Source organism: Pseudonocardia yunnanensis (assembly GCF_039534065.1).
GTDB lineage: Bacteria > Actinomycetota > Actinomycetes > Mycobacteriales > Pseudonocardiaceae > Pseudonocardia > Pseudonocardia yunnanensis.
In genome coordinates this window covers 49,166-71,121 of record NZ_BAAAUS010000051.1, presented here as the reverse complement: position 1 = coordinate 71,121, position 21,956 = coordinate 49,166, and the positions used below count along the sequence as shown (strand labels likewise).

20 protein-coding genes are annotated in these 21,956 nt (G+C 68.8%); 14 read left to right on the top strand and 6 right to left on the bottom strand.

What is annotated here, in order from left to right:
- Window positions 1–5: 5 nt before the first annotated feature.
- Window positions 6–947: a phosphoribulokinase gene (locus ABD743_RS37830; RefSeq protein ID WP_344728405.1), complete on the top strand. Its 942-nt coding sequence runs from the start codon at window positions 6–8 to the stop codon at window positions 945–947.
- A 176-nt stretch (window positions 948–1,123) separates the two neighbouring features.
- A complete protein-coding gene (locus ABD743_RS37825; RefSeq protein WP_344728403.1) occupies window positions 1,124–1,507 on the top strand; it encodes a VOC family protein in 384 nt (127 codons plus the stop codon).
- A gap of 51 nt (window positions 1,508–1,558) precedes the next feature.
- On the opposite strand, the gene ABD743_RS37820 is transcribed toward ABD743_RS37825, so the two are convergent.
- Both ABD743_RS37820 and ABD743_RS37815 read right to left on the bottom strand, forming a co-directional pair.
- Window positions 1,559–2,242, bottom strand: a complete 684-nt coding sequence (locus tag ABD743_RS37820) for a hypothetical protein (RefSeq protein WP_344728401.1) — start codon at window positions 2,240–2,242, stop codon at window positions 1,559–1,561.
- A gap of 349 nt (window positions 2,243–2,591) precedes the next feature.
- The gene (locus ABD743_RS37815; protein WP_344728443.1) at window positions 2,592–3,545 is read right to left on the bottom strand and encodes a LysR family transcriptional regulator; all 954 of its coding nucleotides are present in this window, start codon (window positions 3,543–3,545) and stop codon (window positions 2,592–2,594) included.
- A gap of 135 nt (window positions 3,546–3,680) precedes the next feature.
- On the opposite strand from ABD743_RS37815, the gene ABD743_RS37810 reads away from it, so the two are divergent.
- The 4 genes from ABD743_RS37810 to ABD743_RS37795 all read left to right on the top strand — a co-directional run bounded on the left by ABD743_RS37810 (window position 3,681) and on the right by ABD743_RS37795 (window position 7,324).
- The gene (locus ABD743_RS37810) at window positions 3,681–4,910 is read left to right on the top strand and encodes an MFS transporter (protein ID WP_344728399.1); all 1,230 of its coding nucleotides are present in this window, start codon (window positions 3,681–3,683) and stop codon (window positions 4,908–4,910) included.
- 220 nt (window positions 4,911–5,130) lie between these two features.
- Window positions 5,131–5,520: a protocatechuate 4,5-dioxygenase subunit alpha gene (gene ligA, locus ABD743_RS37805; RefSeq protein WP_344728397.1), complete on the top strand. Its 390-nt coding sequence runs from the start codon at window positions 5,131–5,133 to the stop codon at window positions 5,518–5,520.
- The gene (locus ABD743_RS37800) at window positions 5,520–6,362 is read left to right on the top strand and encodes a class III extradiol dioxygenase subunit beta (protein WP_344728395.1); all 843 of its coding nucleotides are present in this window, start codon (window positions 5,520–5,522) and stop codon (window positions 6,360–6,362) included. Before ligA ends, ABD743_RS37800 begins: the two co-directional genes overlap by 1 nt.
- Window positions 6,359–7,324, top strand: a complete 966-nt coding sequence (locus ABD743_RS37795; RefSeq protein WP_344728393.1) for a Gfo/Idh/MocA family oxidoreductase — start codon at window positions 6,359–6,361, stop codon at window positions 7,322–7,324. The genes ABD743_RS37800 and ABD743_RS37795 overlap by 4 nt, the downstream gene beginning before the upstream one ends.
- A 69-nt stretch (window positions 7,325–7,393) precedes the next feature.
- Here ABD743_RS37795 and ABD743_RS37790 read toward each other — a convergent pair whose 3' ends face one another.
- The gene (locus tag ABD743_RS37790) at window positions 7,394–8,632 is read right to left on the bottom strand and encodes a M20 metallopeptidase family protein (RefSeq protein WP_344728391.1); all 1,239 of its coding nucleotides are present in this window, start codon (window positions 8,630–8,632) and stop codon (window positions 7,394–7,396) included.
- Between the two features lie 101 nt (window positions 8,633–8,733).
- On the opposite strand from ABD743_RS37790, the gene ABD743_RS37785 reads away from it, so the two are divergent.
- The 7 genes from ABD743_RS37785 to ABD743_RS37755 all read left to right on the top strand — a co-directional run bounded on the left by ABD743_RS37785 (window position 8,734) and on the right by ABD743_RS37755 (window position 16,807).
- Window positions 8,734–9,753, top strand: a complete 1,020-nt coding sequence (locus tag ABD743_RS37785) for an Lrp/AsnC family transcriptional regulator (protein ID WP_344728389.1) — start codon at window positions 8,734–8,736, stop codon at window positions 9,751–9,753.
- A gap of 190 nt (window positions 9,754–9,943) precedes the next feature.
- Window positions 9,944–10,957: an ABC transporter ATP-binding protein gene (locus tag ABD743_RS37780; protein WP_344728387.1), complete on the top strand. Its 1,014-nt coding sequence runs from the start codon at window positions 9,944–9,946 to the stop codon at window positions 10,955–10,957.
- On the top strand, window positions 10,954–11,997 hold the full coding sequence (locus tag ABD743_RS37775; protein ID WP_344728385.1) for an ABC transporter ATP-binding protein: 1,044 nt from the start codon (window positions 10,954–10,956) through the stop codon (window positions 11,995–11,997). The genes ABD743_RS37780 and ABD743_RS37775 overlap by 4 nt, the downstream gene beginning before the upstream one ends.
- Before the next feature lie 45 nt (window positions 11,998–12,042).
- On the top strand, window positions 12,043–13,626 hold the full coding sequence (locus ABD743_RS37770; RefSeq protein WP_344728383.1) for an ABC transporter substrate-binding protein: 1,584 nt from the start codon (window positions 12,043–12,045) through the stop codon (window positions 13,624–13,626).
- Between the two features lie 111 nt (window positions 13,627–13,737).
- Complete coding sequence (locus ABD743_RS37765) at window positions 13,738–14,664, top strand: ABC transporter permease (RefSeq protein WP_344728381.1); 927 nt, start codon at window positions 13,738–13,740, stop codon at window positions 14,662–14,664.
- An 18-nt stretch (window positions 14,665–14,682) separates the two neighbouring features.
- Complete coding sequence (locus ABD743_RS37760; RefSeq protein ID WP_344728378.1) at window positions 14,683–15,528, top strand: ABC transporter permease; 846 nt, start codon at window positions 14,683–14,685, stop codon at window positions 15,526–15,528.
- Between the two features lie 43 nt (window positions 15,529–15,571).
- Entirely contained in the window at window positions 15,572–16,807 is a 1,236-nt protein-coding gene (locus tag ABD743_RS37755; RefSeq protein ID WP_344728376.1) for a metal-dependent hydrolase family protein, read from the top strand.
- Window positions 16,808–16,890: 83 nt separating this feature from the next.
- Here the strand turns inward: ABD743_RS37755 and ABD743_RS37750 are convergent, their stop codons facing one another.
- Entirely contained in the window at window positions 16,891–17,565 is a 675-nt protein-coding gene (locus ABD743_RS37750) for a GntR family transcriptional regulator (RefSeq protein WP_344728375.1), read from the bottom strand.
- A gap of 332 nt (window positions 17,566–17,897) precedes the next feature.
- Here ABD743_RS37750 and ABD743_RS37745 point away from each other — a divergent pair, with 332 nt between their 5' ends.
- Window positions 17,898–18,668: a hypothetical protein gene (locus ABD743_RS37745; RefSeq protein ID WP_344728373.1), complete on the top strand. Its 771-nt coding sequence runs from the start codon at window positions 17,898–17,900 to the stop codon at window positions 18,666–18,668.
- A gap of 368 nt (window positions 18,669–19,036) precedes the next feature.
- Here ABD743_RS37745 and ABD743_RS37740 read toward each other — a convergent pair whose 3' ends face one another.
- Both ABD743_RS37740 and ABD743_RS37735 read right to left on the bottom strand, forming a co-directional pair.
- Window positions 19,037–20,320, bottom strand: coding sequence for an amidohydrolase (locus tag ABD743_RS37740; protein WP_344728371.1), 1,284 nt, complete (start codon window positions 20,318–20,320; stop codon window positions 19,037–19,039).
- Entirely contained in the window at window positions 20,307–21,923 is a 1,617-nt protein-coding gene (locus tag ABD743_RS37735; RefSeq protein ID WP_344728369.1) for an N-acyl-D-amino-acid deacylase family protein, read from the bottom strand. Before ABD743_RS37735 ends, ABD743_RS37740 begins: the two co-directional genes overlap by 14 nt.
- Between the last annotated feature and the right edge of the window lie 33 nt (window positions 21,924–21,956).

Sequence of the window (21,956 nt, the reverse complement as noted above, 5' to 3'; positions counted from 1 at the left end):
CAGCCATGTCCCACAAGTTGATGCAGATGCAGCGCGCGGAGACCGGACCGCCGCCGGTGCGGCCCATCATGCTGGGGATCGCCGGGGACAGCGCCGCGGGCAAGACCACCCTGACCGGCGGCCTGGTGAGGGCGCTCGGCGCAGAGCGCAGCACCTCTCTCTGTGTCGACGACTACCACCGTTACGACCGGGAAGAACGAGCGTCGCTGCCGTTCACCCCGCTGCACCCGGACTGCAACTACGTCGAGATCATGGAGCAGCATCTCCAGCTGCTGGCCACCGGAAAACCGGTGCTCAAACCGGTGTACGACCACAGCAACGGCACACTCACCCGGCCCGTACTGCTCGAGCCGAGGGAGTTCGTGATCGTCGAGGGTCTACTGCCGCTCTACACCAAGCTGGCCAGGGCATGCTTCGACGTCACGGTCTTCCTCGCCCCACCAGAGGACATCCGCACCCGATGGAAGATCACACGGGACACCACCAAACGGGGCTATACGGAGGAGAAGGTCCGCGCCGAGATGCAGCGGCGTGAGCCCGAGTCCGAACGCTTCATCCGCTCGCAGCGCAGCAACGCCGACATCGTGATCGTCTTCAGCCCGATCGAGGGCCGCGACGACCCCCCGGACACCCCGCTGTCGGCCACGATCCTGCTCCGGCCGACCATCCCCCACCCGCCGCTCGCCGAGATCCTCGCGGAGACGCCCAGCAAGGCCATGCACGTCAAGTTGATGCGGGACCTCGACGGCAGCCCGGTCGACGCACTGCACATCCACGGCTACGCACCCACCGAGCAGAGCACCGCGGTGGCGAATGCGATCTGGGAGCGGCTCCCGGTCGACGAACCGCTGCCGGACGGGCTGGGCAGGCTGGCCGAGGGCGAGCGCAACGAGCCGCTGCGGCTGGCCCAGCTCATCCTGCTGTACCACTTGATGGGCGGCGCCTGACGACATCCGCAACGCCCATCGAGGCCTTTTCGGATCACGAATTCGCATTCGCCGACGACCCACGAGGGCCCGCACTACCGTGATGTGATGGCGGCGAACGGCGGTCGGTACACCAGCAACGGCCCCGCTCCACATACCGCCGTCCTCATCGCGACAGGCACCACTGGGAGTTCGTCATGCGGATCGACCGGCTCGACCACATCGTCCTGACAGTTGCCGACCTCGGCAAGACAATCACTTTCTATACCGAGGTCCTGGGCATGGACCTCGTGACGTTCGGGGAAGGTCGTCAGGCCCTGACCTTCGGCCGCAACAAGATCAACCTCCACGAGGCCGACCACCCCTTCTCCCCGCACGCCGAGAGCCCCGTCCCCGGGAGCCAGGATTTCTGCCTGATCGTGGACGGAGCGCTCGACGACGTGGTCGACGATCTGACGCGGGGTGGCGTTGCGATCGAGTTGGGCCCGGTCGACCGCACCGGCGCCACCGGGACGATCCGGAGCGTCTACGTGCGGGACCCGGACGGGAATCTCGTCGAGTTGAGCGTCTACCCGGAGTAGTCCGCGGCTCCGTCGGCGCGGACTGTCCCCGGGAGCACTCAGCAACCTCGGTCAGCCTCCCGGCAGCATGGAGTGCAGCGAGATGTCGAGGGTGGTCGCAAAGGTCAGGTACATCAGCCAGAGGCCCGTGATCAGATGGAAGAACCCGAGCGCGCGCTCCCCCGGGTTGACGACTGAAACCTCGGGTGCTCGGCTCGCGCCGAGGGATCCGCTCAGAACCCCGTCCGCCTTGCTCAGGGACGAGGGCGGACGCGTACGGGCGCCGATGCGGAAGCTGGCGAAGAACTCACTGACGTAGACACCGGTGAGGCCGGCGAACAGGATCCCGACGGGCCAGGCTCCGGCGGCGAAGAAGACCACCAGGCCCAGGACCGAGATGATCGTGAACGCGATGGACATCAGGCCGGTCGGGCGCACGTCGTTGCCCTGATACCTGTTCCAACCCAGCGCGAACCAGTGGATGCCGTAGGCGGAGAACGCAAGCGCCGCGGTGTACAGCACCGGATCCTTCAAGGTTTCCAGCCAGGTCAACGCCACGAACAGGTACACACCGGTGACGAACTGACAGAAGCCGGGCAGCCAGATTCCCCAGACCCCGGTGGCCCGGTCCACCGACGCATCACGGCGCGGGAAGCCGAACAGCTCTTGGGGCCCGAAAATGAGATAGCCGGTGCCCAGTCCGAAGAATCCGAGGACGACCGGCGCAAATGCGGTTGTCGCGAGCGTCACATCCATTTATCGTTTCTCCTTGCGGCGCGGTTCCGCGCTGACCGCTCGGCCGTGCCGGTAGCCCGGCGCTGATGCTTCCAGCATGTGCAGCGCGGACCAGGCGGACATCCCCGCCAGCCACCCTCCGCCGCTACCGCTGGGGGAGAGTCCGGATACCGGCTACCCGGAAGGCGTCTACCGAAGCATGCCTCGATGTCGGGGAATGCGCGCGACGCCGGGCGTCAGATTCGCAGAAACGCAGCGCAACGAGAGAAACGGCGCAGCACTACTCTTCGACAGAGAAACCGCCCATAGCGCGGAAACGGCGTTCGCAGGTGACGGCGAGTCGACTGCCGGCGTGCCGCAGAAGCGACCGTCAGCGTCGGGGATGTTCGACGGCTCCATCGCCGCGGCGCGGTGTCCTTGCCCAGGATGGGAGCCAGGCTGTCCCGGGGAGCGGTGTCAGGCTTCCGAAGTGGTCGATGATCGCCCGGAGTCCTGGGTGTGGATTCGTTCTGCGGAAGATGAGCGAGAGCGGGTATGCGAGCGTGGGACTCACGATCGGGATGCGGCGTAGATCGTAGTTCGTCGGCCAGATGTACCGGTCGCGCGCGCCTACGAGAGTGGCCACGTCCGCGGAGTCCGCGAGGGCGTCCAGGAGTACCTCGTTGCCGAAGTTCGGACCCGCGGCGTCGATGCGGAGGTCGAAATCGGTGGCGAGTTCATCGTAGAACTCTGCCCATTCGCTTCGCGGCGCGATACCCGGCACCCAGATCCGGTGCCGCCGCAGCTGGGGTGGTGTCAGTGTTCGTGCGGAGGCAAGCGGATGTCTCGGGCCGACGAGGAGTTTCAGCGGGGAGTCGAACGCGTGGATCATCTGCACGTCACGCGGCAGCGTGGCCGGTTCGGTGACCGTGCGGAACGAGGCATCGATATCGCCTGCTTGGACGGCGGCGACCGCAACGCGCGGGTCGTTGACCCTGAGGGTCACCACGTCGAGATCGGTTTCGGGATGCGACCGCCAATAGTCGTGCAGCACGACAGCCTGCGCGGATCGCAGGCCGAGAACATCGATCCGAAGGGCGCGCGAGCCCGGCCTGATCGCGGTGATGGCGCGATCGACACCCGCGATGATGTTCCGGGCGTGCGGGAGGAAGGCTTGGCCGTCGAGTGTCAGCTCGACCCCTCGGGCGGTGCGCGTGAACAACCGGACGTCGAGTTCGCGCTCGAGGGCTGCGATCCGCTTCGACACCCCCTGCTGCGTCACGCCGAGCTCGTCGGCCGCTCGTTGCAGCTGTCCGAGCTCAGCCGCGCGGACGAACGAGCGCACCGCCTCGGTATCCACTGATCCAGTTTACGTGCCCAACTGATCGTTGTGGCTCACCGGGAGTCGGTTGTTTGATCACGCGACGGTGCGGCTGATGTGATTCAGGGACCCGAACATCGGTTGTCGCAAGGGAGTTGCATGCGTGTGCAGTTGGGGCGCAGTTTCGGCTGGCTGTGGTCGGCCTACGCCGTCAGTACATACGGAACGTGGCTTGCCTTCGGAGCGTTCCCAGTGATCGCGGTTCACGTGCTGCACTCATCAGCATTCGCCGTTTCACTTCTGGAGGCGGCCGGGCTTGCCGTCGCGGCAATCGTTGCGTTGCCACTCGGGCCGTGGGTCGAGCACCGGGCCAAGCGTCCGGTGATGATCGCGATGGACCTGATCCGGTTCTTCGCGATGGCGAGTGTTCCGATCGCGTACGCCCTCGGCCTGCTGTCCTACGGCCAACTGCTGGTCGTCTCGGTCATCTCCGGGACCGCGAGCATCGCCTTCACTGCCGCATCCGGCGCGTATCTGAAATATCTCGTCCGTAGCGACCACCTCCTTGTGGCGAACGGGAGATTCGAGGGCACGAGCTGGATGGCGACCGCGGGGGGCCCTCCCCTCGGTGGGGCGCTCATCGGGTTGCTCGGCCCGGTCATCACCGTCATGGCCGACGCCCTCAGCTACCTGCTGTCTGCGCTCGGGGTCCTCCGCATCCGCGCAGGCGACGTCGCAACACCCCACGACCGGGCAACCAGGTTGCGCGGAGCCGACCTTCTGGGAGGCTGGCGGTTCATCCTCCGCGACCGCGCACTGCGGCGCCTGTTCCTCAACTCGATACTGGTCAGCGGCCTGATCATGGCCACCGTCCCACTCCTGTCCGTCCTGCTGCTCGGCCAGTACCACTTCCCGGCCTGGCAATACGGTCTCGCCTTCGGCATCCCGGCACTCGGCGGCTTCGTGGGTGCCCGCCTCTCCGCACACCTCGTAGCCCGCTACGGCCGGCACCGGGTCATGATCGTCTCCGGCTGGCTGCGCTCGATCTTCCCACTCGGTCTCGCGTTCATCCATCCCGGCATCCCCGGACTCCTCACCGTGATCATCGTCGAGGGTCTGCTGATCACCTGCATGGGTATCTTCAATCCGATCTACGCAACAGAACGCTTGCAACGCACCCCCGCGGATCACGCCGCGCAAGTGCTCAGCACGTGGAGTGTCAGCAGCAAACTCCTCCAGGCCGCCCTGATGGCGATCTGGGGCATCCTCGCCACACTCACCAGCCCGCTCACCGCGATCACCATTTCTGGCGTTCTCCTGCTCGCCACCCCGCTCTTGCTGCCCAAACGGACACAATTATCCGGTCCGGTAGCAACCGTTCCTCATTAATTGCTGATTCGTCGGATCCATCCATCAGGCCACCGACTCCCCGTGGTCGGCCCAATGCACACCCCGATCGATAGCGAACTTCGATGCACCTATGCACGTACCGGATTGGCGCGGTCCGCGGCGATCGCTAGCGTTGCACCCATCAATACCTTGAGGCCTACAATTCGCGCTCGAGGTATCTACCAGATGGCGCACGGCCAGCAGGAAGGGTACTCACGTCATGAGTGCTGAGGCGAACCTTCACGACATTCCCGGCACCACGGTTTTCACCGGACAGCAGACGCGCAAGGGTTACCACCTCAACCAGTTCTGCATGAGCCTGCGCCACGCCGCGAACCGCGCTCGCTTCCTCGCCGACGAGCGCAGCTACCTCGACGAATGGCCCATGACCGAGGCGCAGAAGCAGGCCGTGCTGGACCGGAACTGGAACTCCGCGCTGGCCGAGGGCGGCAACATCTATTTCCTCGCCAAGATCATCGCAACGGATGGCACGAGCATGTCCGAGGCGGCCGGCGCCATGTCCGGGGTGAGCGTGGCGGAGTACACCGCCATGATGGCTGCCGGGGGCCGGTCACCCGACGGGCAGCGATCGATCAGCGAAGGTCGCTGATGGCCCGCATCACCGCAGGGGTGGCCGCCAGCCACGTGCCGGCCATCGGCGCCGCGGTCGATCACAACCAGGAGAGCACGGAGTACTGGAAGCCGCTCTTCGACGGGTTCGGCTGGACCCGTGAATGGATCAGCAAGGAGCCACCGGATGTCGTGATCCTCGTCTACAACGACCATGCCACGGCGTTCGACCTGCGAATGATCCCGACGTTCGCCATCGGCTGCGGCGACTCCTTCCGTCCTGCCGACGAAGGGTTCGGTGCCCGTCCGGTCCCCGTGGTGCAGGGACATCCCGAACTCGCTTGGCACCTGGCCGAGTCGCTGATCCTCGACGAGTTCGACATGACGGTCCTCAACGAGCACGACGTCGACCACGGACTGACCGTGCCACTGTCGCTCATGTTCGGACGGCCCGAGGCGTGGCCCGTGAAGGTTGTTCCGGTACTCGTCAACGTCGTGCAGTACCCGCCGCCCACGGGCAACCGGTGCTGGCTGCTCGGCGAGGCCATCCGGCGCGCGGTGGAGAGCTTCGACGAGAATCTGGACGTGCAGATCTGGGGAACGGGTGGCATGAGCCACCAACTTCAGGGCCCGCGCGCCGGGCTGATCAACACGCCCTTCGACCAGGCCTTCATGGACCGGCTCGTCACCGATCCCGACGCGCTGCGGCGCATTCCGCACCTCGAGTACCTGCGCGAAGTCGGGACGGAGGGCATCGAGATGGTGATGTGGCTGATCATGCGCGGGGCGCTGGGACCCGACGTCACGGAGCTCCACCGCCACTACCACGTCCCGGCGTCGAACACCGCGGTCGGCCACATGGTGCTGGACGCATCGGCATGACGGGGCCGGTACGGATAGCGCTGGTCGGAGCCGGGGCGTTCGGGGCCAAGCATCTCGACGCGCTCTCGGCGATCGAGGACGCGGTGGTCGACACCGTGGTGAGCCTTCCGCTCGAACAGGCCGAGAAGCTCGCCGACCGCCACGGTGTGCCGCGTGCCGACAGCGACCTGCACCGGGTGCTGGCGCGCGACGACATCGACGCGGTCATTCTCGCCACTCCCACCCCGATGCACGCGGAGCAGGCCCTCGCTGTGCTGCGCGCGGGCAAGCACGTGGAGGTCGAGATTCCCCTCGCCGACTCCTGGGCCGATGCCGAACTCGTCGCCCGGGTCGCCGAGCAGACCGGGCTGGTATGCATGGTCGGCCACACCCGCCGGTTCAACCCTTCGCATCGCTGGGTGCACGAGCGGATCCGGCGTGGCGAGCTGAGTCTGCAGCAGCTCGACGTGCAGACCTACTTCCTGCGCCGCACGAACATCAACGCCCTCGGCGAGCCGCGGAGCTGGACCGACCACCTGCTGTGGCACCACGCCGCGCACACGGTGGACCTTCTCCGGTACCAGACCGGAGAGGAGGTGGTGGCGGCGAACATCCTCGCGGGCCCGACGCACCCGGAGCTCGGCATTGCGATGGACATGTCGGTGCAGCTGGGCACCAGCGGAGGAACGCTGTGCACCCTGTCGCTCAGTTTCAACAACGACGGCCCGCTCGGCAGCGTCTTCCGCTACATCGGCGACACGGGCACGTACGTCGCACGCTATGACGACCTGTTCACCGGCCACGACGAGCCGGTCGACCTCTCCGCGGTGCCTGTGCCGCAGAACGGCATCGAGGGCCAGGATCGCGAGTTCGTCACGGCGATCCGCCAGGGCCGCGAACCGGAGTCGAGTGTGAAGGCGGTGCTGCCGTCGTATCGGGTGCTGGCCGATCTCGACGCGCAGCTCCGCACCGCGATCCCGTAGCCGAGGCCGGCCACGTCGACGCATCGCGTCGGCGTGGCCGGGCCCTACTTCTTGCTGGTCGCGTCCGGTTCAGCCGGCCACTGCAGCGCCCACCGCCACCTCCGCGGAGTCCCTTTCGAGCGCACGCACCGCCAACTCGGCGTGCAGCAGCACACCGTCGGAGAGCACGGAGTCGCTGAACCGGGCGCGCGGACTGTGGTTGTTCGGAGCCGTCTCCCAGTCCTCGCCCATCGCCGCCCCCAGGAACAGGTAGCAACCGGGCACCGCGGCCAGTACGCGGGAGAAGTCCTCGGCTCCGGTCTGCGGGTGCACCATCGGGGCGTACCTCCCGTCACCGAACACATCGGCGGCGACCCCGGCCGCGAACGCGGCGTGGTCGGCGTCGTTGACGGTCACCGGGTACTCCTCGATGTACTGCGCGTCCACCTCCATGCCGTAGGCGGCGGCCACCGACTCGCACAACCGCACCGACTCGACACGCATCTGCTCCCGCGCCGCCACCGAGAACGACCGGACGGTCGCCTGGAACCGCGCCTCGTCCGGGATGATGTTGCGCATCGTTCCGGCGTGGAACGAGCCCACCGTGAGCACCACGGGGTCGAAGGCGTTGAACCGCCGGGTGATCAGGGTCTGCAGGTCGCCCACGAGCTGCGCGGCCACCGAGATCGGGTCACGCGCCAGGTGCGGCGCCGAACCGTGCCCGCCGGCACCGCGCACCACCACACGCAGCTCGTCGGATGCGGCCATCAGCGGGCCCGGCCGGGTGATGAACTGCGCCGGGGGAATCGCCGAGGACATCACGTGCATGCCGTAGGCCGAGGACACCCGCGTGCCTGCGGCGTCGAGCACGCCCTCGGCCAGCATCTTCCCGGCGCCGTCGTAGCCCTCCTCGCCCGGCTGGAACATGAACACCACGTCCCCCGCGAGCTGGTCGCGGTGGGCGCTCAGCAACCGGGCCGCACCGGCGAGCATCGCGGTGTGCAGGTCGTGGCCGCAGGCGTGCATCACCCCGTCGACCTCGCTGGTGAAGTCGAACCCCGTCTCCTCCTGCACCGGCAACGCGTCCATGTCGCCGCGCAGGAGCACCGCCGGACCCGGCCGACCGCCGCGCAGGACCGCCGTGACCGAGGTCAGCGCCTCCCCCGTGCTGATCTCCAGCGGGAGGCCGTCCAGCGCCTCGAGGACGGTCTCCTGCGTCCGGGGAAGCTGCAGCCCGACCTCGGGACGACGGTGCAACCGGTGGCGCAGCTGCGCCAGCTCGCCCTGCATCGCGTGCGCGTCCTCGCGCAGTGCCGCTGACCCAGCCATGTGCCCCCCTTGATGTCGACCCGCCGAACGTTAGGAGAAGTCGGGCGATTCCTCCAACATGCGAGAGAATCTGCACGCATCCGTCATGAAGGGTCACTGAGATGCAGGGATCGGTTGCGCTCGACGAGGACGACCTTGCTCTGGTGGAGGCGCTGCAACGCGACCCACGGGCCCCGTGGACGACGGTCGCCGAGATCGTGGGCACGAACCCCGTGACCGCTTCGCGCAGGTGGGAGCGGTTGCGCTCAACCGGCGCCGCCTGGGCCACCGGCACACCCGGACCGGGGTCCTATCACGCCCAGTGCCTCGCCTACGTCGACGTCACCTGCCTGCCCAGCGCGAAGACGCGGGTGGCGCAGGAGCTCGCAGGCGACGCGCACGCGCTGTCGGTCGACATCACCGCAGGCGGCCGGGATCTGCTGATGACCGTCGCCGCGGTCGACCTGCCGACGCTTGGGCGATACCTGCTCGAACGCCTGGACCGGGTGCCCGGCGTCACCGGCACGCGCGCCCGGATCGCCACCCGGCTCTACGCCGAAGGCAGCTTGTGGCGCCTCGGGGTGCTCCCCGCGGCCGCCGGTGGCGCACCACTTCCGCCCACCCGCGCCGCCACCCTCGACACCGTGGACCGCGAGCTCATGTCCGCGCTCGGGGAGGATGCCCGCGCGTCATACGCCACATTGGCGCAGGTCACGGGCATCAGCCAGCCGACTGCGCGCCGCCGGGTGGACCGCCTGATCAGCTCCGGCGCGATCCTGCTGCGCACCGAGGTGGCGGCACCGCTCGCCGGCTGGCCGGTGTCGGTGGTGCTGTCGGCGGACGCACCTGCGGGCCGGCTGCACGACGTGGCCACCACGCTCGCCCGGCTGCGGGAGGTGCGGCTGTGCGCCACGCTCGCCAGCACGCCGAGCCTGCTCGTGGTCGCCTGGCTCTCCTCCCTGGAGGAGGTCCACCGGTTCGAGCAGGACTTCCTGCAGAAGGTGCCCGACGTCGAGGTTCTCGACAGGCTGGTCGTGCTGCGTGCGGTCAAGCGCATGGGCCATCTGCTCGACGACGAAGGGCGCGCCGTCGACATGGTGCGGATGGACGTGTGGCAGGACCCCGTCAACCCGGACGAGTAGGCATAGGCCGGACGGCACTCGGGGACCGAGCAGTGGCGGACAGCGACACGTGATCGCGCGCGTCGCACGGCGATGACCCACGGCCGTTATACGACTGTCACCCAGGAGATGTCGATCTGCCCTACTTTTCACCAACTGATCCGTCACGAAGGGCCCGTTGGTGAGCGATCCCGTCCTATCGATCCGCGGTTTGACGACGGAATTCGTCACGCCGGCGGGGGTGGTCAAGGCCGTCAACGACGTCAGCTGGGATCTCCATCCCGGCGAGACGCTGGGTGTCGTCGGTGAGTCGGGGTCGGGCAAGAGCGTGACGGCCATGTCGATCCTCGGCCTGATCCAGAAGCCTCCGGGCCGGATCGTCGCCGGCGAGATCCTCTTCGAGGGCCAGGACCTCCTGAAGATGTCGGAGAAGGCCCTCCGGCAGCTACGCGGCCGGGCGATCGGGATGATCTTCCAGGACCCGATGACGAGCCTGAACCCGGTGCTGACGGTCGGCGACCAGATCGCGGAGACCATTCGGCTGCACAACCGCGGCATCGGACGGGACGCCGCGCGAACCCGGGCGATCGAGCTGCTCACGATGGTCGGCGTCCCCGACCCCGGGAGCCGGTACGACCAGTATCCACACGAACACTCGGGCGGCATGCGCCAGCGCGTGATGATCGCGATGGCCATCGCCAACGACCCCAAGGTGCTCATCGCCGATGAGCCCACCACCGCGCTGGACGTGACGATCCAGGCCCAGGTCCTCGACGTGCTCCGGACAGCACAGGAGCGGACCAACGCCGCCACCATCATGATCACCCACGACCTGGGGCTGATCGCCGAGAACGCCGACCGCGTCGTGGTCATGTACGGCGGCAAGGTGGTGGAGGTCGCCGACGTGTTCTCGATCTTCGCCGCGTGCCGACACCCTTACACCCTCGGCCTGATGAGCAGCCTTCCCCGCCTCGACGTCGACGTCGAGCAGCTCGAACCGATCCCCGGTTCGCCGCCCAACCTGATCGACCTGCCCACGGGTTGCGCTTTCCACCCGCGGTGCCGGGTCTCCAAGGGGCGGGAGATCTGCCGCACCGAGGTGCCACCGCTTCGCGACGTCGGCGACGGGCAGCAGGCCGCCTGCCACTTCTCCGACGAGGTTCCCGCAGAGATGGCCGTGGTGTCCGACGAGATGGGCGCCCAACTCGGAACGGCGGCGTCATGAACGCATCCGGCAACCCACCCCAGGACCTGCACGAACGCACGGCGCACGGCGCGGAGATCCTGCGGGTCGAGGACCTCAAGACGCACTTCCCGATCCGGGGCGGGGTGACGCGCCGCCAGATCGGCACGGTCTACGCCGTGGACGGCGTCAGCTTCAGCCTGAACGCCGGCGAGACCCTCGGACTCGTCGGGGAATCGGGCTGCGGCAAGACCACCACCGGCCGCACCCTGGTCAAGCTCCTGGAGCCCACGTCAGGCCGGGTCTTCTTCAAGGGCAACGACATCACGAACCTCGGCGGCACGAAGATGAAGGCCGTCCGCCGGGAGGTGCAGTTCGTCTTCCAGGACCCCTACCGCTCGCTCAACCCCCGGATGACCGTGCGGGCCATCGTCAGCGAGCCCTACCGGATCCACGGCCTGGCCTCCGGCAGTGATCTGCGTGCGCGCGTGGACACGCTGCTGGAGTCCGTCGGGCTGACCCCGGAGCAGGCCGACCGCTATCCGCACGAGTTCTCCGGTGGCCAGCGGCAGCGCATCGGCATCGCGCGGGCCCTGGCCCTGGACCCACAGGTCCTCGTCCTCGACGAGCCGGTGTCTGCCCTGGACGTGTCGATCCAGGCCCAGGTGGTGAACCTGCTCGGCGAGGTGCAGTCACGACTGGGGCTGGCCTTCGTGTTCATCGCCCACGACCTGTCGGTCGTCCGGCACATCTCGGACCGTGTGGCCGTCATGTACCTCGGCAAGATCGTCGAGATCGGGACACGGACCGACATCTACAACCGGTCCGCGCACCCCTACACGCAGGCCCTGCTGTCGGCAGTGCCCATCCCCGATCCACGCAAGCGGGGATCCCGCGAGCGGATCATCCTCACCGGCGACGCACCGAGCCCGGCGAACCCGCCGTCCGGCTGCAATTTCCGGACCCGCTGCCCCAAGGCCCAGCAGATCTGCGCCGAGGAGGAGCCCCAGCTCGTCGACCGCTTCGGCCACGGCCATCCCAGCGCCTGCCACTTCGCCGAGGTCCGCCCGGTGGTCGCCTAGCACGTGGAACGTCCGCATCGCACCACTTCGTCAAAGCAGGAGCCCATGAGCACAACAGCACGAGGACGCACCGTCCGGATGAGATCCTTCGCCGCAGTCGTGGCGGCCGGGCTCCTCCTGGGCGCCTGCAGCTTCTCCGAGGACCCGGCGGCGTCGTCGGGAGACGGCGGGAGCTCGTCCTTCTCGATCGCCATCGGCGTCGACCCGGACACCTTCGACCCCGCCGGTCAGACCACGACCACCGTGCAGAACATCGTCGACTACTCGGTCGAGACGCTGGTGAAGATCGAGGACGGCAAGGTCGTCGGCCTCCTCGCCGACACCGTCCAGACGTCCCCCGACGGGTTGACGATCGACCTCACCCTCCGCAAGGGCGTGAAGTTCCACGACGGCACGCCGTTCAATGCGGAAGCGGTGGTGTTCAACCTCAAGCGCATCACGGACCCGAACCTGACCGTCCCGCTGGGCGCTCCGTTCGAGGTGATCAAGTCGGTCACGGCCAAGGACGAGAGCTCCGTCCAGATCGTGCTGAACCGGCCGTCCCCGGGCTTCCTGAGCGCCCTGTCGGTGACGACGGCCGGAATGATCTCGCCGGCCTCGGTGACGGCAGACGGCAACACCAACGACAACTACCAGCACCCCGTCGGCACCGGGCCGTACACGTTCACGGGCTACGTCGCCGGTCAGAGCGTCAAGGTCACGAAGTTCGCCGACTACTGGGGCGAGAAGCCGTACTACGACACCGTCGAGTTCCGGGTGGTTCCGGAAGCCGCCACCCGCGAGAGCCTGCTGCTCGCCGGCCAGGTGGACATGATCATCCTGCCGCCGGTCTCCGACATCGAGGCGCTGCAGAACAACTCCGCGGTCAAGGTGATCCTCGGCGAGAGCGACCGCTCGATCTACATCGCGCTCGACAACAACGATGCGCGGCTGTCCAACCCGATGGTGCGCCAGGCGCTCAACTACGCGGTCGACAAGGACGCGATCATCAAGAGCGTCCTGTTCGGGGCCGCCCAGCCGATGGACGCGCCGATGGCGTCGAGCCTGTACGGCTACTGCAGCACCGGGACCTACGGCTACGACCCGGACCGCGCCCGGCAGATGCTCGCCCAGGCCGGCGTGGCGGGAGCGACGTTCGACCTGCTCACGCCCAGCGGTCGTTACGTGCAGGACCAGCAGGCGTCCGAGGCCGTCGCCGGCTACCTGCGTGAGGCCGGCCTGACCGTGAACGTCTCGACGAGCGACTTCCCGTCGTTCCTCGCGCGGGTGAACACGGCGCCGTCGCCGAACACGGTGGACATGCACCTGCTGGGCTGGGCGCCGGCCTACCTCGACGCCGACATGCAGATGCAGATGTTCCGCAAGGCCACGCACCCGCCGGCCGGGCTGGGCACGGCGTTCTACACCGACCCGAAGGTCGAGGAGCTGCTGGCGCAGGCCGACACCGAGGTCAACCAGGACGTCCGCAAGCAGCTGTACTGCGACGCGTCGAAGATCATCTGGGACCAGGCGCCCTGGATCTTCCTGTGGACCCAGTCCTTCCCCGTCGTCCACGCCACCGACGTCACCGGCATCACCACCACACCGACCGAGAAGTTCGACGCCATCCACGCACGGCCGGCGAGCTGAGCCAGACCATGCGGCCGCTCCTGCCTCCGACACGGGGGCGGGAGCGGCCGCGGACATGCAGAAGGGGAAGCCGCGGATGAAGGGCCTGTCGCGACGAAGGGCGCTGTCACGATGAAAGGCACCGCAGCACACATCGTGCGCACGCTGCTGCTGTCGCTGATCACCCTGTTCGGGGTGTCGGTGCTGATCTTCCTGATGCTGCGGGTGCTGCCCGGTGATCCGGCACGGGTCCTGGCCGGTCTGGACGCCAGCGCGGAACAGGTCGACCGGCTCCGCGCCCAGCTGGGGTTGGACCAGCCGCTGCTGTCGCAGTACTGGTCGTTCATCTCCGGGGTGTTGCAGGGCGACCTGGGCGAGTCGGCCCGCACGTCGCGGCCGGTCGTCACGGAGATCGTCGCCCGGTTGCCGGCCACGCTGACGTTGGCGGCGGTGGCCACCCTCGTCGGCTCGCTCGTCGGGGTGACGGCGGGCGTCATCGCCGCCGTGCGGCGCAACTCCGTCGTCGACCACGTGATCTCCGGCGTGGCGATGGCCGGCGTGTCCATGCCGGTGTACTGGCTGGGCCTGCTGCTGATCCTGGTGTTCGCCGTGACGCTGGGGTGGCTGCCCGCCGCCGGCGCCGAGGGGCCGCTCAGCATCGTGCTGCCGGCGGGCACGCTGGCAGCGTTCTCCACAGCGCTGGTCTCCCGCATGACGCGCGCCAGCATGCTCGAGGTGCTCGGACAGGACTTCATCCGGACGGCGCAGGCGAAGGGCGCGCCGCCGAGCACGGTGATCATCCGCCACGGGTTGCGCAACGCGTTCATCCCGGTTCTGACGGTCATCAGCCTGCAGTTCGGAGCGCTGCTGGGCGGGGCCGTCCTGACCGAGACGGTCTTCGGCTGGCCCGGTATCGGGCGGTTGATGGTCGACTCGATCGCCGCCCGTGACTTCGCCGTCGTGCAGGGACTCGTCCTCGTCTACGCCACGCTGTTCATCCTCCTGAACGTGATCGTCGACGTCCTCTATGTCGTCGTCGACCCGCGGATCAGGTACTGAGATGGTGGAGGGAACCCGATGAGAGCCTGGCGGCGCTTCCGCCACCACCCCCCGGCGCTGATCGGGCTGGGGATCATCCTGACGTTCATCCTGCTGGCCGCCGCCGCGCCGCTTATCTCGCCCTACGACCCGAACGCGCAGGACCTGTCCGTCGCGATCCAGGGGCCTTCGGGATCGCACTGGCTCGGCACCGACCAGCTGGGCCGCGACATCGCCACCCGGCTCATGTACGGCACCCGGATCTCGTTGCTCATCGGCGTGCTGGCGGTGGCGATCGGCCTGCTCATCGGCGTGCCGCTGGGCATCGTCGCCGGGTACTTCGGCGGGTGGGCCGACCTGGTCGTCTCCCGTTTCGCCGACATGCTGTTCGCCTTCACCAGCATCCTGCTGGCGCTCACCCTCGTCGCGCTGCTCGGGGTGAGCCTGCAGAACGTCATCATCGCGGTGGGTGTCAGCGTCATCCCGGTGATCGCCCGACTCGTGCGCTCCTCGGTGCTCAGCCTGCGTGAGGAGCCCTACGTCGAGGCGGCGCGGGCGCTGGGCGCCGGACACCTGCGGATCATCAGCCTGCACGTGTTCCGCAACTCACTGACGCCCGTACTGGTGCATGCGACGCTGAGTATCGGGGTGAGCATCCTGCTCGCGGCCGGGCTCGGATTCCTCGGCCTCGGCGTGCAGTCACCGACCGCGGAATGGGGAACGATGCTCGGCGAAGGGCGGCAGTTCATCTTCAGCGCTCCGCACCTGACTGCCTTCCCGGGCATCGCGATCTTCCTGGCCATTCTCGCCTTCAACCTGCTCGGCGACGGCCTGCGGGACGCACTGGACCCCCGAATGCAGGTCGTGGACCGCCCGGCGGCATGAGCACCGGCGGTCGCCACCTCCCTTCCCACTCCCGAGAGGCCTCATGAGCACTCCGAGCTTCCTGATCCGCGACGTCACGATCATCGACGGCACCGGCGCATCACCGATCCCCGATCAGGCACTGGTGGTCGAGGGCCGCCGCATCGCCTGGATAGGACCGGCCGATCAGGCGCCCGTCACCTCCCCGGAGACCGTGGTGGAGGGCGAGGGCCGCACGCTGCTGCCCGGCCTCATCAACTGTCACGTGCACCTGACTTCCGACGGCGCACCCGACACGTTCGCCCAGGCCACCGGTGACAGCATCCCCGCGGCCACCCTCCGGGCCGCCCGCAGCGCCTGGGCGACCCTGCAGTCGGGGGTGACCACCGTGCGCGACTGCGGAGCCGCCGACGACGTCGTCGTGGAGCTGGCCAAGGAGATCGAACGCGGAGCGGTCCCCGGGCCGCGGGTGCAGGCCGCCGGCCGGGTCATCACGATGACCGGAGGCCACGGACATTTCATCGGCCGGGAGGCCGACGGCCCCGACGAGGTGCGTAAGGCGACCCGTCAGGAGATCAAGGCCGGGGCCGCGGTCATCAAGACCATGGCCACCGGGGGCGTGCTCACCCCCGGCGTCACGCCGACCCAGACCGCCCTGCTGCCCGAGGAGCTCGCGGCCGCCGCGCAGGTGGCGCACAACTCCGGCCGGAGGGTGACCACGCATGCCATCGGCCGGGCCGGCATCCACAATGCCCTGCTCGCCGGCATCGACTCGATCGAACACGGCTTCTACCTCGACGACGAACTGCTCGAGCTGGCCATCGCGCAAGGCACGTTCCTCGTGCCGACGATGCTCGCCGTCGACGGGATCATCCGGAACGGCCAGGCCAAGGGCATCCCCGCCTGGGTGGTCGAGAAAGCCGAGTCCGAGGCGGAGCAACAGCGCAAGAGCTTCGCCGCCGCGGTGGCCTCCGGCATGCGGATCGCCGCAGGCACCGACGCCGGCACCCCGTTCAACGCCCACGGCGACCTCGCCCGGGAGCTCGCTCTGATGGTCGAGCACGGGCTGCCGCCGATGCAGGTCCTGGTCGCCGCCACCAGCGCCGCCGCGGAGAACCTTGGCCTCGCGCACGATCTCGGCACGCTGACGGCCGGCAAGCTCGCCGACCTCATCCTGGTGGACGGCGACCCGATCGCCGACATCACCGCCACCGGCCGCGTCGGGCTGGTCGTCAAGGACGGCGTGGTGCAGCGGGACGAACTGACCAAGACAGGGCCTGCGGTCCCGACGGCTGTCTGACCGGCGCCTCCCCCGTCCGTGAACCCGGGCGGGTCCGCGGCCGACGCGCTACCGGCCGACGCCGCGGCCCGCACCGGGAGGACTCACGCGTCGTCCCGGTCCGGCTGCGGCTCGGCCCAGATCCCCCGCACGTGACGGATGTGGCGGTGCATCAAGCGCTCGGCTCCCGCGGCGTCCCCCGCAGCGATGAGGTCGATCAGCTCGGCGTGCTCGTGCGCGGAGGGCACCAGCTCGTCGCGCTCGGCGAGGCTGCGCAGCCCGTAGATGCGGGATCGCGAACGCAACGAGCGCACCGTCTCCACCAGATGCGGGTTGCCCGCGAGGGCCAGCAGTTCGAGGTGGAACTCCATGTCGATGGCGACGTGAGCAATGAAATCGCGCCTCTCGGCGGCCTCCTCGATACCGGCGGCCAGCGGCCGGAGCCGATCGATCACCGACTGGTCCACGCCGGCCTCGGCGATCCGGCGCACCGTGGGGACCTCGATCAGGGCGCGGAGCTCGCTCAGGTCGTCGAGATCCTTGTCGGACAGCTCGGTGACCCGGAACCCTTTGTTCCGCAGGGCGTCGATCAGCCCTTCCTTGACCAGATCGAGCATCGCCTCCCGCACCGGGGTGGCCGAGACGCCGAACTGCGCAGCCAGGCTCGGCGCGGAGTACACGACTCCCGGCCGTAGCTCGCCGGAGATCACCGCCGCGCGTAACGTCTCGATGATCTCGTCACGCAGGTTCCGGCGCACGCCGAACGAAGGCAGAGTCAACGAGGGATGACCCTCCGCGGCCGTCATACGTCTCCCCTGCTCGTTCCACCGCTGGTCACAGCGACCAGCGGATCCTCCCATGCCGAGTCCACGCTCCCGGAAAGCAGGACTTGGGGGGCGCCTCTGACTACACAGAGCCAACCCCACACGGTGTGGTATGTGACATAGTACAACTAGCACGGCCGGGATGTCGTCATGATCATTACCGGATCCGGGTTTCCGCCCCCGCAAGGGCGCATATCCGAATATCGCGGAGATCTCGCCGTATCTCGTAGGGCCCGGCCGTCGCTGTCGGTGGTGCGGCCGGAGGCGCGTATCCGAAACTCACACGAGTGGCGTCTGTTGACCCGCCGCGCATGCTGGGTGAAGGGTTTTTTGCGGATGCACCGGCCGGCCGCAGGGATCTTTCTGCAGAGCCGAAACTGCAGAATGCCCATAATCGCCTCAGTGACCGCATGGCGCATCCGTTCATTGTTTTCCTCTGTCAACAAACGATGAATGAGGGAGTCGGCGTGACGTCTTCACAGTCCAGGTCAGGGCAGGCCACTGCGGAACGCAGTCAGGAGGCTTCCGCGCGCCAGCGCTACGAGGACGCGAACACCTTCGCTCACCTGGCCGTCAGCGAGATGCAGCGGGACCTGCAGCGAGTCGAGGACCAGGCTCGCATGGCACAGCAGGATGCACAGGCCTCGCGACAGCTCGCGCAGCACGCCCGGAGCGCGGCTCAGCAGGCCCAGAACCAGGCGCGGCAGGCGCAGAGCCAAGCCCAGCAGGCGCAGGGTCAGGCTCAGCAGACCCAGAACCTCCTGCAGCAGGCCCAGAACCAGGCGCAGCAGGCGCAGAGCGAGGCCCAGCAGGCCAACCAGCGCGCTCAGCAGGCGCATGCCCAGGTGCAGCAGGCGCAGAACCAGATGCAGCAGGCCCAGAACGAGGCCCAGCAGGCCAACCAGCGCGCTCAGCAGGCGCAGGAGCGGGCCGACCAGGCCAACCAGCAGGCTCAGCAGGCCGACGACCAGGCCCAGCAGGCGCACAACATGGCACAGCAGGCGCAGACCGACTCTGCACAGATCCGCATGAACAGTCGGCAGTTCCAGCGGGCCTGACCTGAACGGCGGCACATCACTCCGTCGAAGGCGTAGGCCGAGGGACCACCCGCGCGGGTCACCTGTGCGCAGCCCGTGCGGGTGCTCCACGAGCCCGCGTACGTCGTCGTGGGTCGCTGCGAATCCCGCAGCGGCCCCGACGACCCGCGAATCGACGAAGAGAACTACCTCATCAAGAAAAGCCCGGGGCCGTCCGGATCGAGAATCGGGCCCGTATTCGACGCTCCGCCACCGTTCTCGGTCCGGAAGCCGACTCCGACCGCATCATCATGGGCTCGAAGGCCCGGCGGCCGCAGCCGCCGGACCCAGCGCTGAGCCCGTCGACGGCCCGGCACCCTTCGTCGAGATGCCGGGCCGCCCACTCGGGCTCATGCCGCGGGCACGCCCGGTCCCAGCCAGATCGCCGCCGCTGTCAGCATCGCCTCGACAGCGCGTCGCAGGGTCGGTTCGAGGCCGGTCGGTACGAACTCGGGCGAGTGGCTCCCGGGTGCACTCCCGGCGGTCACCGCGACCTGCGGCCGCTCCGGGCCGTCCGGGAAGAGCGCCGGGTCGAACCCGCCGAAGTTCCAGAAGACCGACGGCACCCCGGCGGCCTCGGCGAAGCACCCGAAGTCCTCGCTGCCCGTCTTGGGGGTGGTCTCGTGCACGTGGTCCGTCCCGAACGCCTCGCTGAACGCCGCCATCACCTTCCGCGTCGCCTCGACGTCGTTGGTGAGCAGGGGGAAGCCGTTGATCGGAGCGATCTCGGGTGCCCGGGGCGCTCCTGCCGCCGCGGCCTCGGCCTGCACGATGCGCGTGATCGCGGCCAGCACGTGAGACCGGACGTCCGGGTCGAAGGTGCGCACGTTGACCTTGAGCTCCGCCTCCGCGGGGATGACGTTCTCCTTGCGGCCGGCGTGGATGGCGGCGACCGTCACCACGGCCACGTCGTTCGGTGCGACCTCCCGCGCGACGATCGTCTGCAGCCGCAGCACGATGGACGCGGCGATGACGACCGGGTCGATGGTGGCCTGCGGGGCCGATCCGTGCCCGCCACGCCCGTGCACGGTGATCCGCAGGCTGTCGGCCGCGGCCATGAACACGCCGGGGCAGGCGTAGAGGTGGGTGCTGGGCGCGGAGGTGATGTGCTGTCCCAGCGCGACGTCGAAGCGCGGGAATCTCTCGAGGAACCCGTCGTCGAGCATGGCACGGGCACCGCCCCCGACCTCCTCGGCAGGCTGGAGGACGGCGAGCACCGTGCCCGACCAGTCCCCGCGGCGCGCGGCGAGCTGTTCGATCGCGCCGACGAGCGCGGTCATGTGGGTGTCGTGCCCACAGGCGTGCATGACCGGAGCGGCGAGCCCGTCCTGGTCGGTGCCGGTGGCGCGGCTCCGGTAGGGCACCTTCTCGATCTCCTGGACCGGCAGTGCATCCATGTCGGCCCGCAGCAGCACGGTCGGCCCCTGGCCGTTGCGCAGCACTCCGACCACGCCGGTGCCGCCCACCCCGGTCGTCACCTCGAACCCGGCGGCGGCGAGCCTGCCCGCCATCACCGTCGCAGTGCGCTTCTCCTGGAACGACAGCTCGGGGTGCTCGTGCAGGTCGCGATAGAGCGCCTCCAGGTCCGGTAGTCGATCCTGCAGGCCTGCGATCAGATCTTCAGCTCGGGTCATGGTGTTGACGAATCCGTCCCTTCTCACTCACTGTGCGAACGACCTGCCCGGCGGCAGCGCCCGTGAACGCTCCGTTCTCCCAGACGGGCTGCCCTCGCAGGAGCTTGTGGATCACGCCCTCCGCCAGCTGCCACGGCTCGGAGAACGTCGACGGGTCGCCGACCCGGTCCGGGTCGAAGCAGGCCACGTCGGCGACGGCTCCGGGACGCAGGACACCGCGGTCGGTCCAACCCAGCCGGGAAGCGGGGAGCGAGGTCATCTTCGCGACCGCCGTCGGCAGGTCCAGCAGCCCCTCGTCGCGGGTGTAGCGGCCCAGCACCCGCACGAACGTGCCGAAGCTACGGGGGTGCGGCCTCCCGTCGCCGGGGCAGCCCAGCACCCACCCGTCACTCGCGACGGCCACCGCAGGGTCGGCGAGCGCAGTGCGGACGTCGTCCTCCGCCATCCCGTGCATGATGATCGACACGGTGCCGAGCTGCCCGCGCAACACCTCCAGCATCGCGCGGGCCGGTGTCTCCCCGATCGCCGCGGCGATCGTGGCGAGATCCTCGCCCACGAACCGGCGGAACGGGCCCTCCGGGGTGTCGGCGACGACGATGCGCGGGGCCAGGAACGACCACATGTCGTCGGCTTCCAGCTCCGCGACGATCCGGTCGCACACCGCCGGGTCGGACAGCCTGCGCAGCAGCTCCGGCACGCCGCCCTCCATCGACCAACCCGGCAGCCGCGTGGTGAGCGTCGTGCTTCCCGCCGCATAGGGGTACTGGTCCGCGTGGACGTCGACGCCATCGCCGCGAGCCGCGGCGATCTGATCCATCACGGCCCCGACCCGCCCCCAGTTGGCCGGCCCCACCGCCTTCAGATGGGAGATCTCGACGCGCACGCCCGTGCTCCTGCCGACCTCGATCGCCTCGTCGATCGCGGTGTCGAGGTAATCGCCCTCGTCGCGGATGTGCGTGGAGTAGACCCGTCCGAACCGAGCGGCCTCGGCCGCGACGGCGGCGAGTTCCTCCGGCGCCGCGTACGACGCGGGGGCGTAGATGAGGCCGCTGGACAAGCCGGCGACGCCGTCGGCGAGAGCCGCCCGCGCGAGCTCACGCATCCGCGCGAGCTCCGCGTCGTCCGGCCGCCGGTCCTCGAGGCCGAGCACGGCGATCCGCAGCGCGGAGTGGCCCACCTGCGGGGCGATGTTGACGCCGAGCGGGAGCCGGTCGACGGCCGCCGCGTACTCCCCGGCGGTCGACCACTCCCAGGTCAGGCCGTCGTCGAGGAAGTCACCATGGGAACGCAGCTCCTCGGCGTGCTCGGGCAGGACGGGGAACGGGGAGAACCCGCAGTTGCCGGTGACCAGGGTGGTGACGCCCTGCGCGGACTGGGTGACGGCCTCCGGCGCTGAGAAGACGGTGTAGTCGGCGTGCGAGTGCAGGTCGATGAAGCCCGGGCACACCACGGCACCCGAGACGTCGAGGTAGCGCTGCCCCTCGCTTCGCGCGATCCGGCCGATCTCGGCGATCCGGCCGTCACGGATGCCGACATCGGCGGACCGGACGGGAGCACCGGTGCCGTCCACGACCGTGCCGCCCTTGAGCACGAGGTCATACACCGCGGATCTCCTCCTTGAGCCGGGACCGCACCT

Bases quoted from the DNA above. Each gene is read 5' to 3' on its own strand.
- ABD743_RS37830 (WP_344728405.1), top strand. From the start codon at position 6: ATGTCCCACAAGTTGATGCAGATGCAGCGCGCGGAGACCGGACCGCCG.
- ABD743_RS37825 (WP_344728403.1), top strand. From the start codon at position 1,124: ATGCGGATCGACCGGCTCGACCACATCGTCCTGACAGTTGCCGACCTC.
- ABD743_RS37820 (WP_344728401.1), bottom strand. From the start codon at position 2,242: ATGGATGTGACGCTCGCGACAACCGCATTTGCGCCGGTCGTCCTCGGA.
- ABD743_RS37810 (WP_344728399.1), top strand. From the start codon at position 3,681: ATGCGTGTGCAGTTGGGGCGCAGTTTCGGCTGGCTGTGGTCGGCCTAC.
- ligA (WP_344728397.1), top strand. From the start codon at position 5,131: ATGAGTGCTGAGGCGAACCTTCACGACATTCCCGGCACCACGGTTTTC.
- ABD743_RS37800 (WP_344728395.1), top strand. From the start codon at position 5,520: ATGGCCCGCATCACCGCAGGGGTGGCCGCCAGCCACGTGCCGGCCATC.
- ABD743_RS37795 (WP_344728393.1), top strand. From the start codon at position 6,359: ATGACGGGGCCGGTACGGATAGCGCTGGTCGGAGCCGGGGCGTTCGGG.
- ABD743_RS37790 (WP_344728391.1), bottom strand. From the start codon at position 8,632: ATGGCTGGGTCAGCGGCACTGCGCGAGGACGCGCACGCGATGCAGGGC.
- ABD743_RS37785 (WP_344728389.1), top strand. From the start codon at position 8,734: ATGCAGGGATCGGTTGCGCTCGACGAGGACGACCTTGCTCTGGTGGAG.
- ABD743_RS37775 (WP_344728385.1), top strand. From the start codon at position 10,954: ATGAACGCATCCGGCAACCCACCCCAGGACCTGCACGAACGCACGGCG.
- ABD743_RS37770 (WP_344728383.1), top strand. From the start codon at position 12,043: ATGAGCACAACAGCACGAGGACGCACCGTCCGGATGAGATCCTTCGCC.
- ABD743_RS37765 (WP_344728381.1), top strand. From the start codon at position 13,738: ATGAAAGGCACCGCAGCACACATCGTGCGCACGCTGCTGCTGTCGCTG.
- ABD743_RS37760 (WP_344728378.1), top strand. From the start codon at position 14,683: ATGAGAGCCTGGCGGCGCTTCCGCCACCACCCCCCGGCGCTGATCGGG.
- ABD743_RS37755 (WP_344728376.1), top strand. From the start codon at position 15,572: ATGAGCACTCCGAGCTTCCTGATCCGCGACGTCACGATCATCGACGGC.
- ABD743_RS37740 (WP_344728371.1), bottom strand. From the start codon at position 20,320: ATGACCCGAGCTGAAGATCTGATCGCAGGCCTGCAGGATCGACTACCG.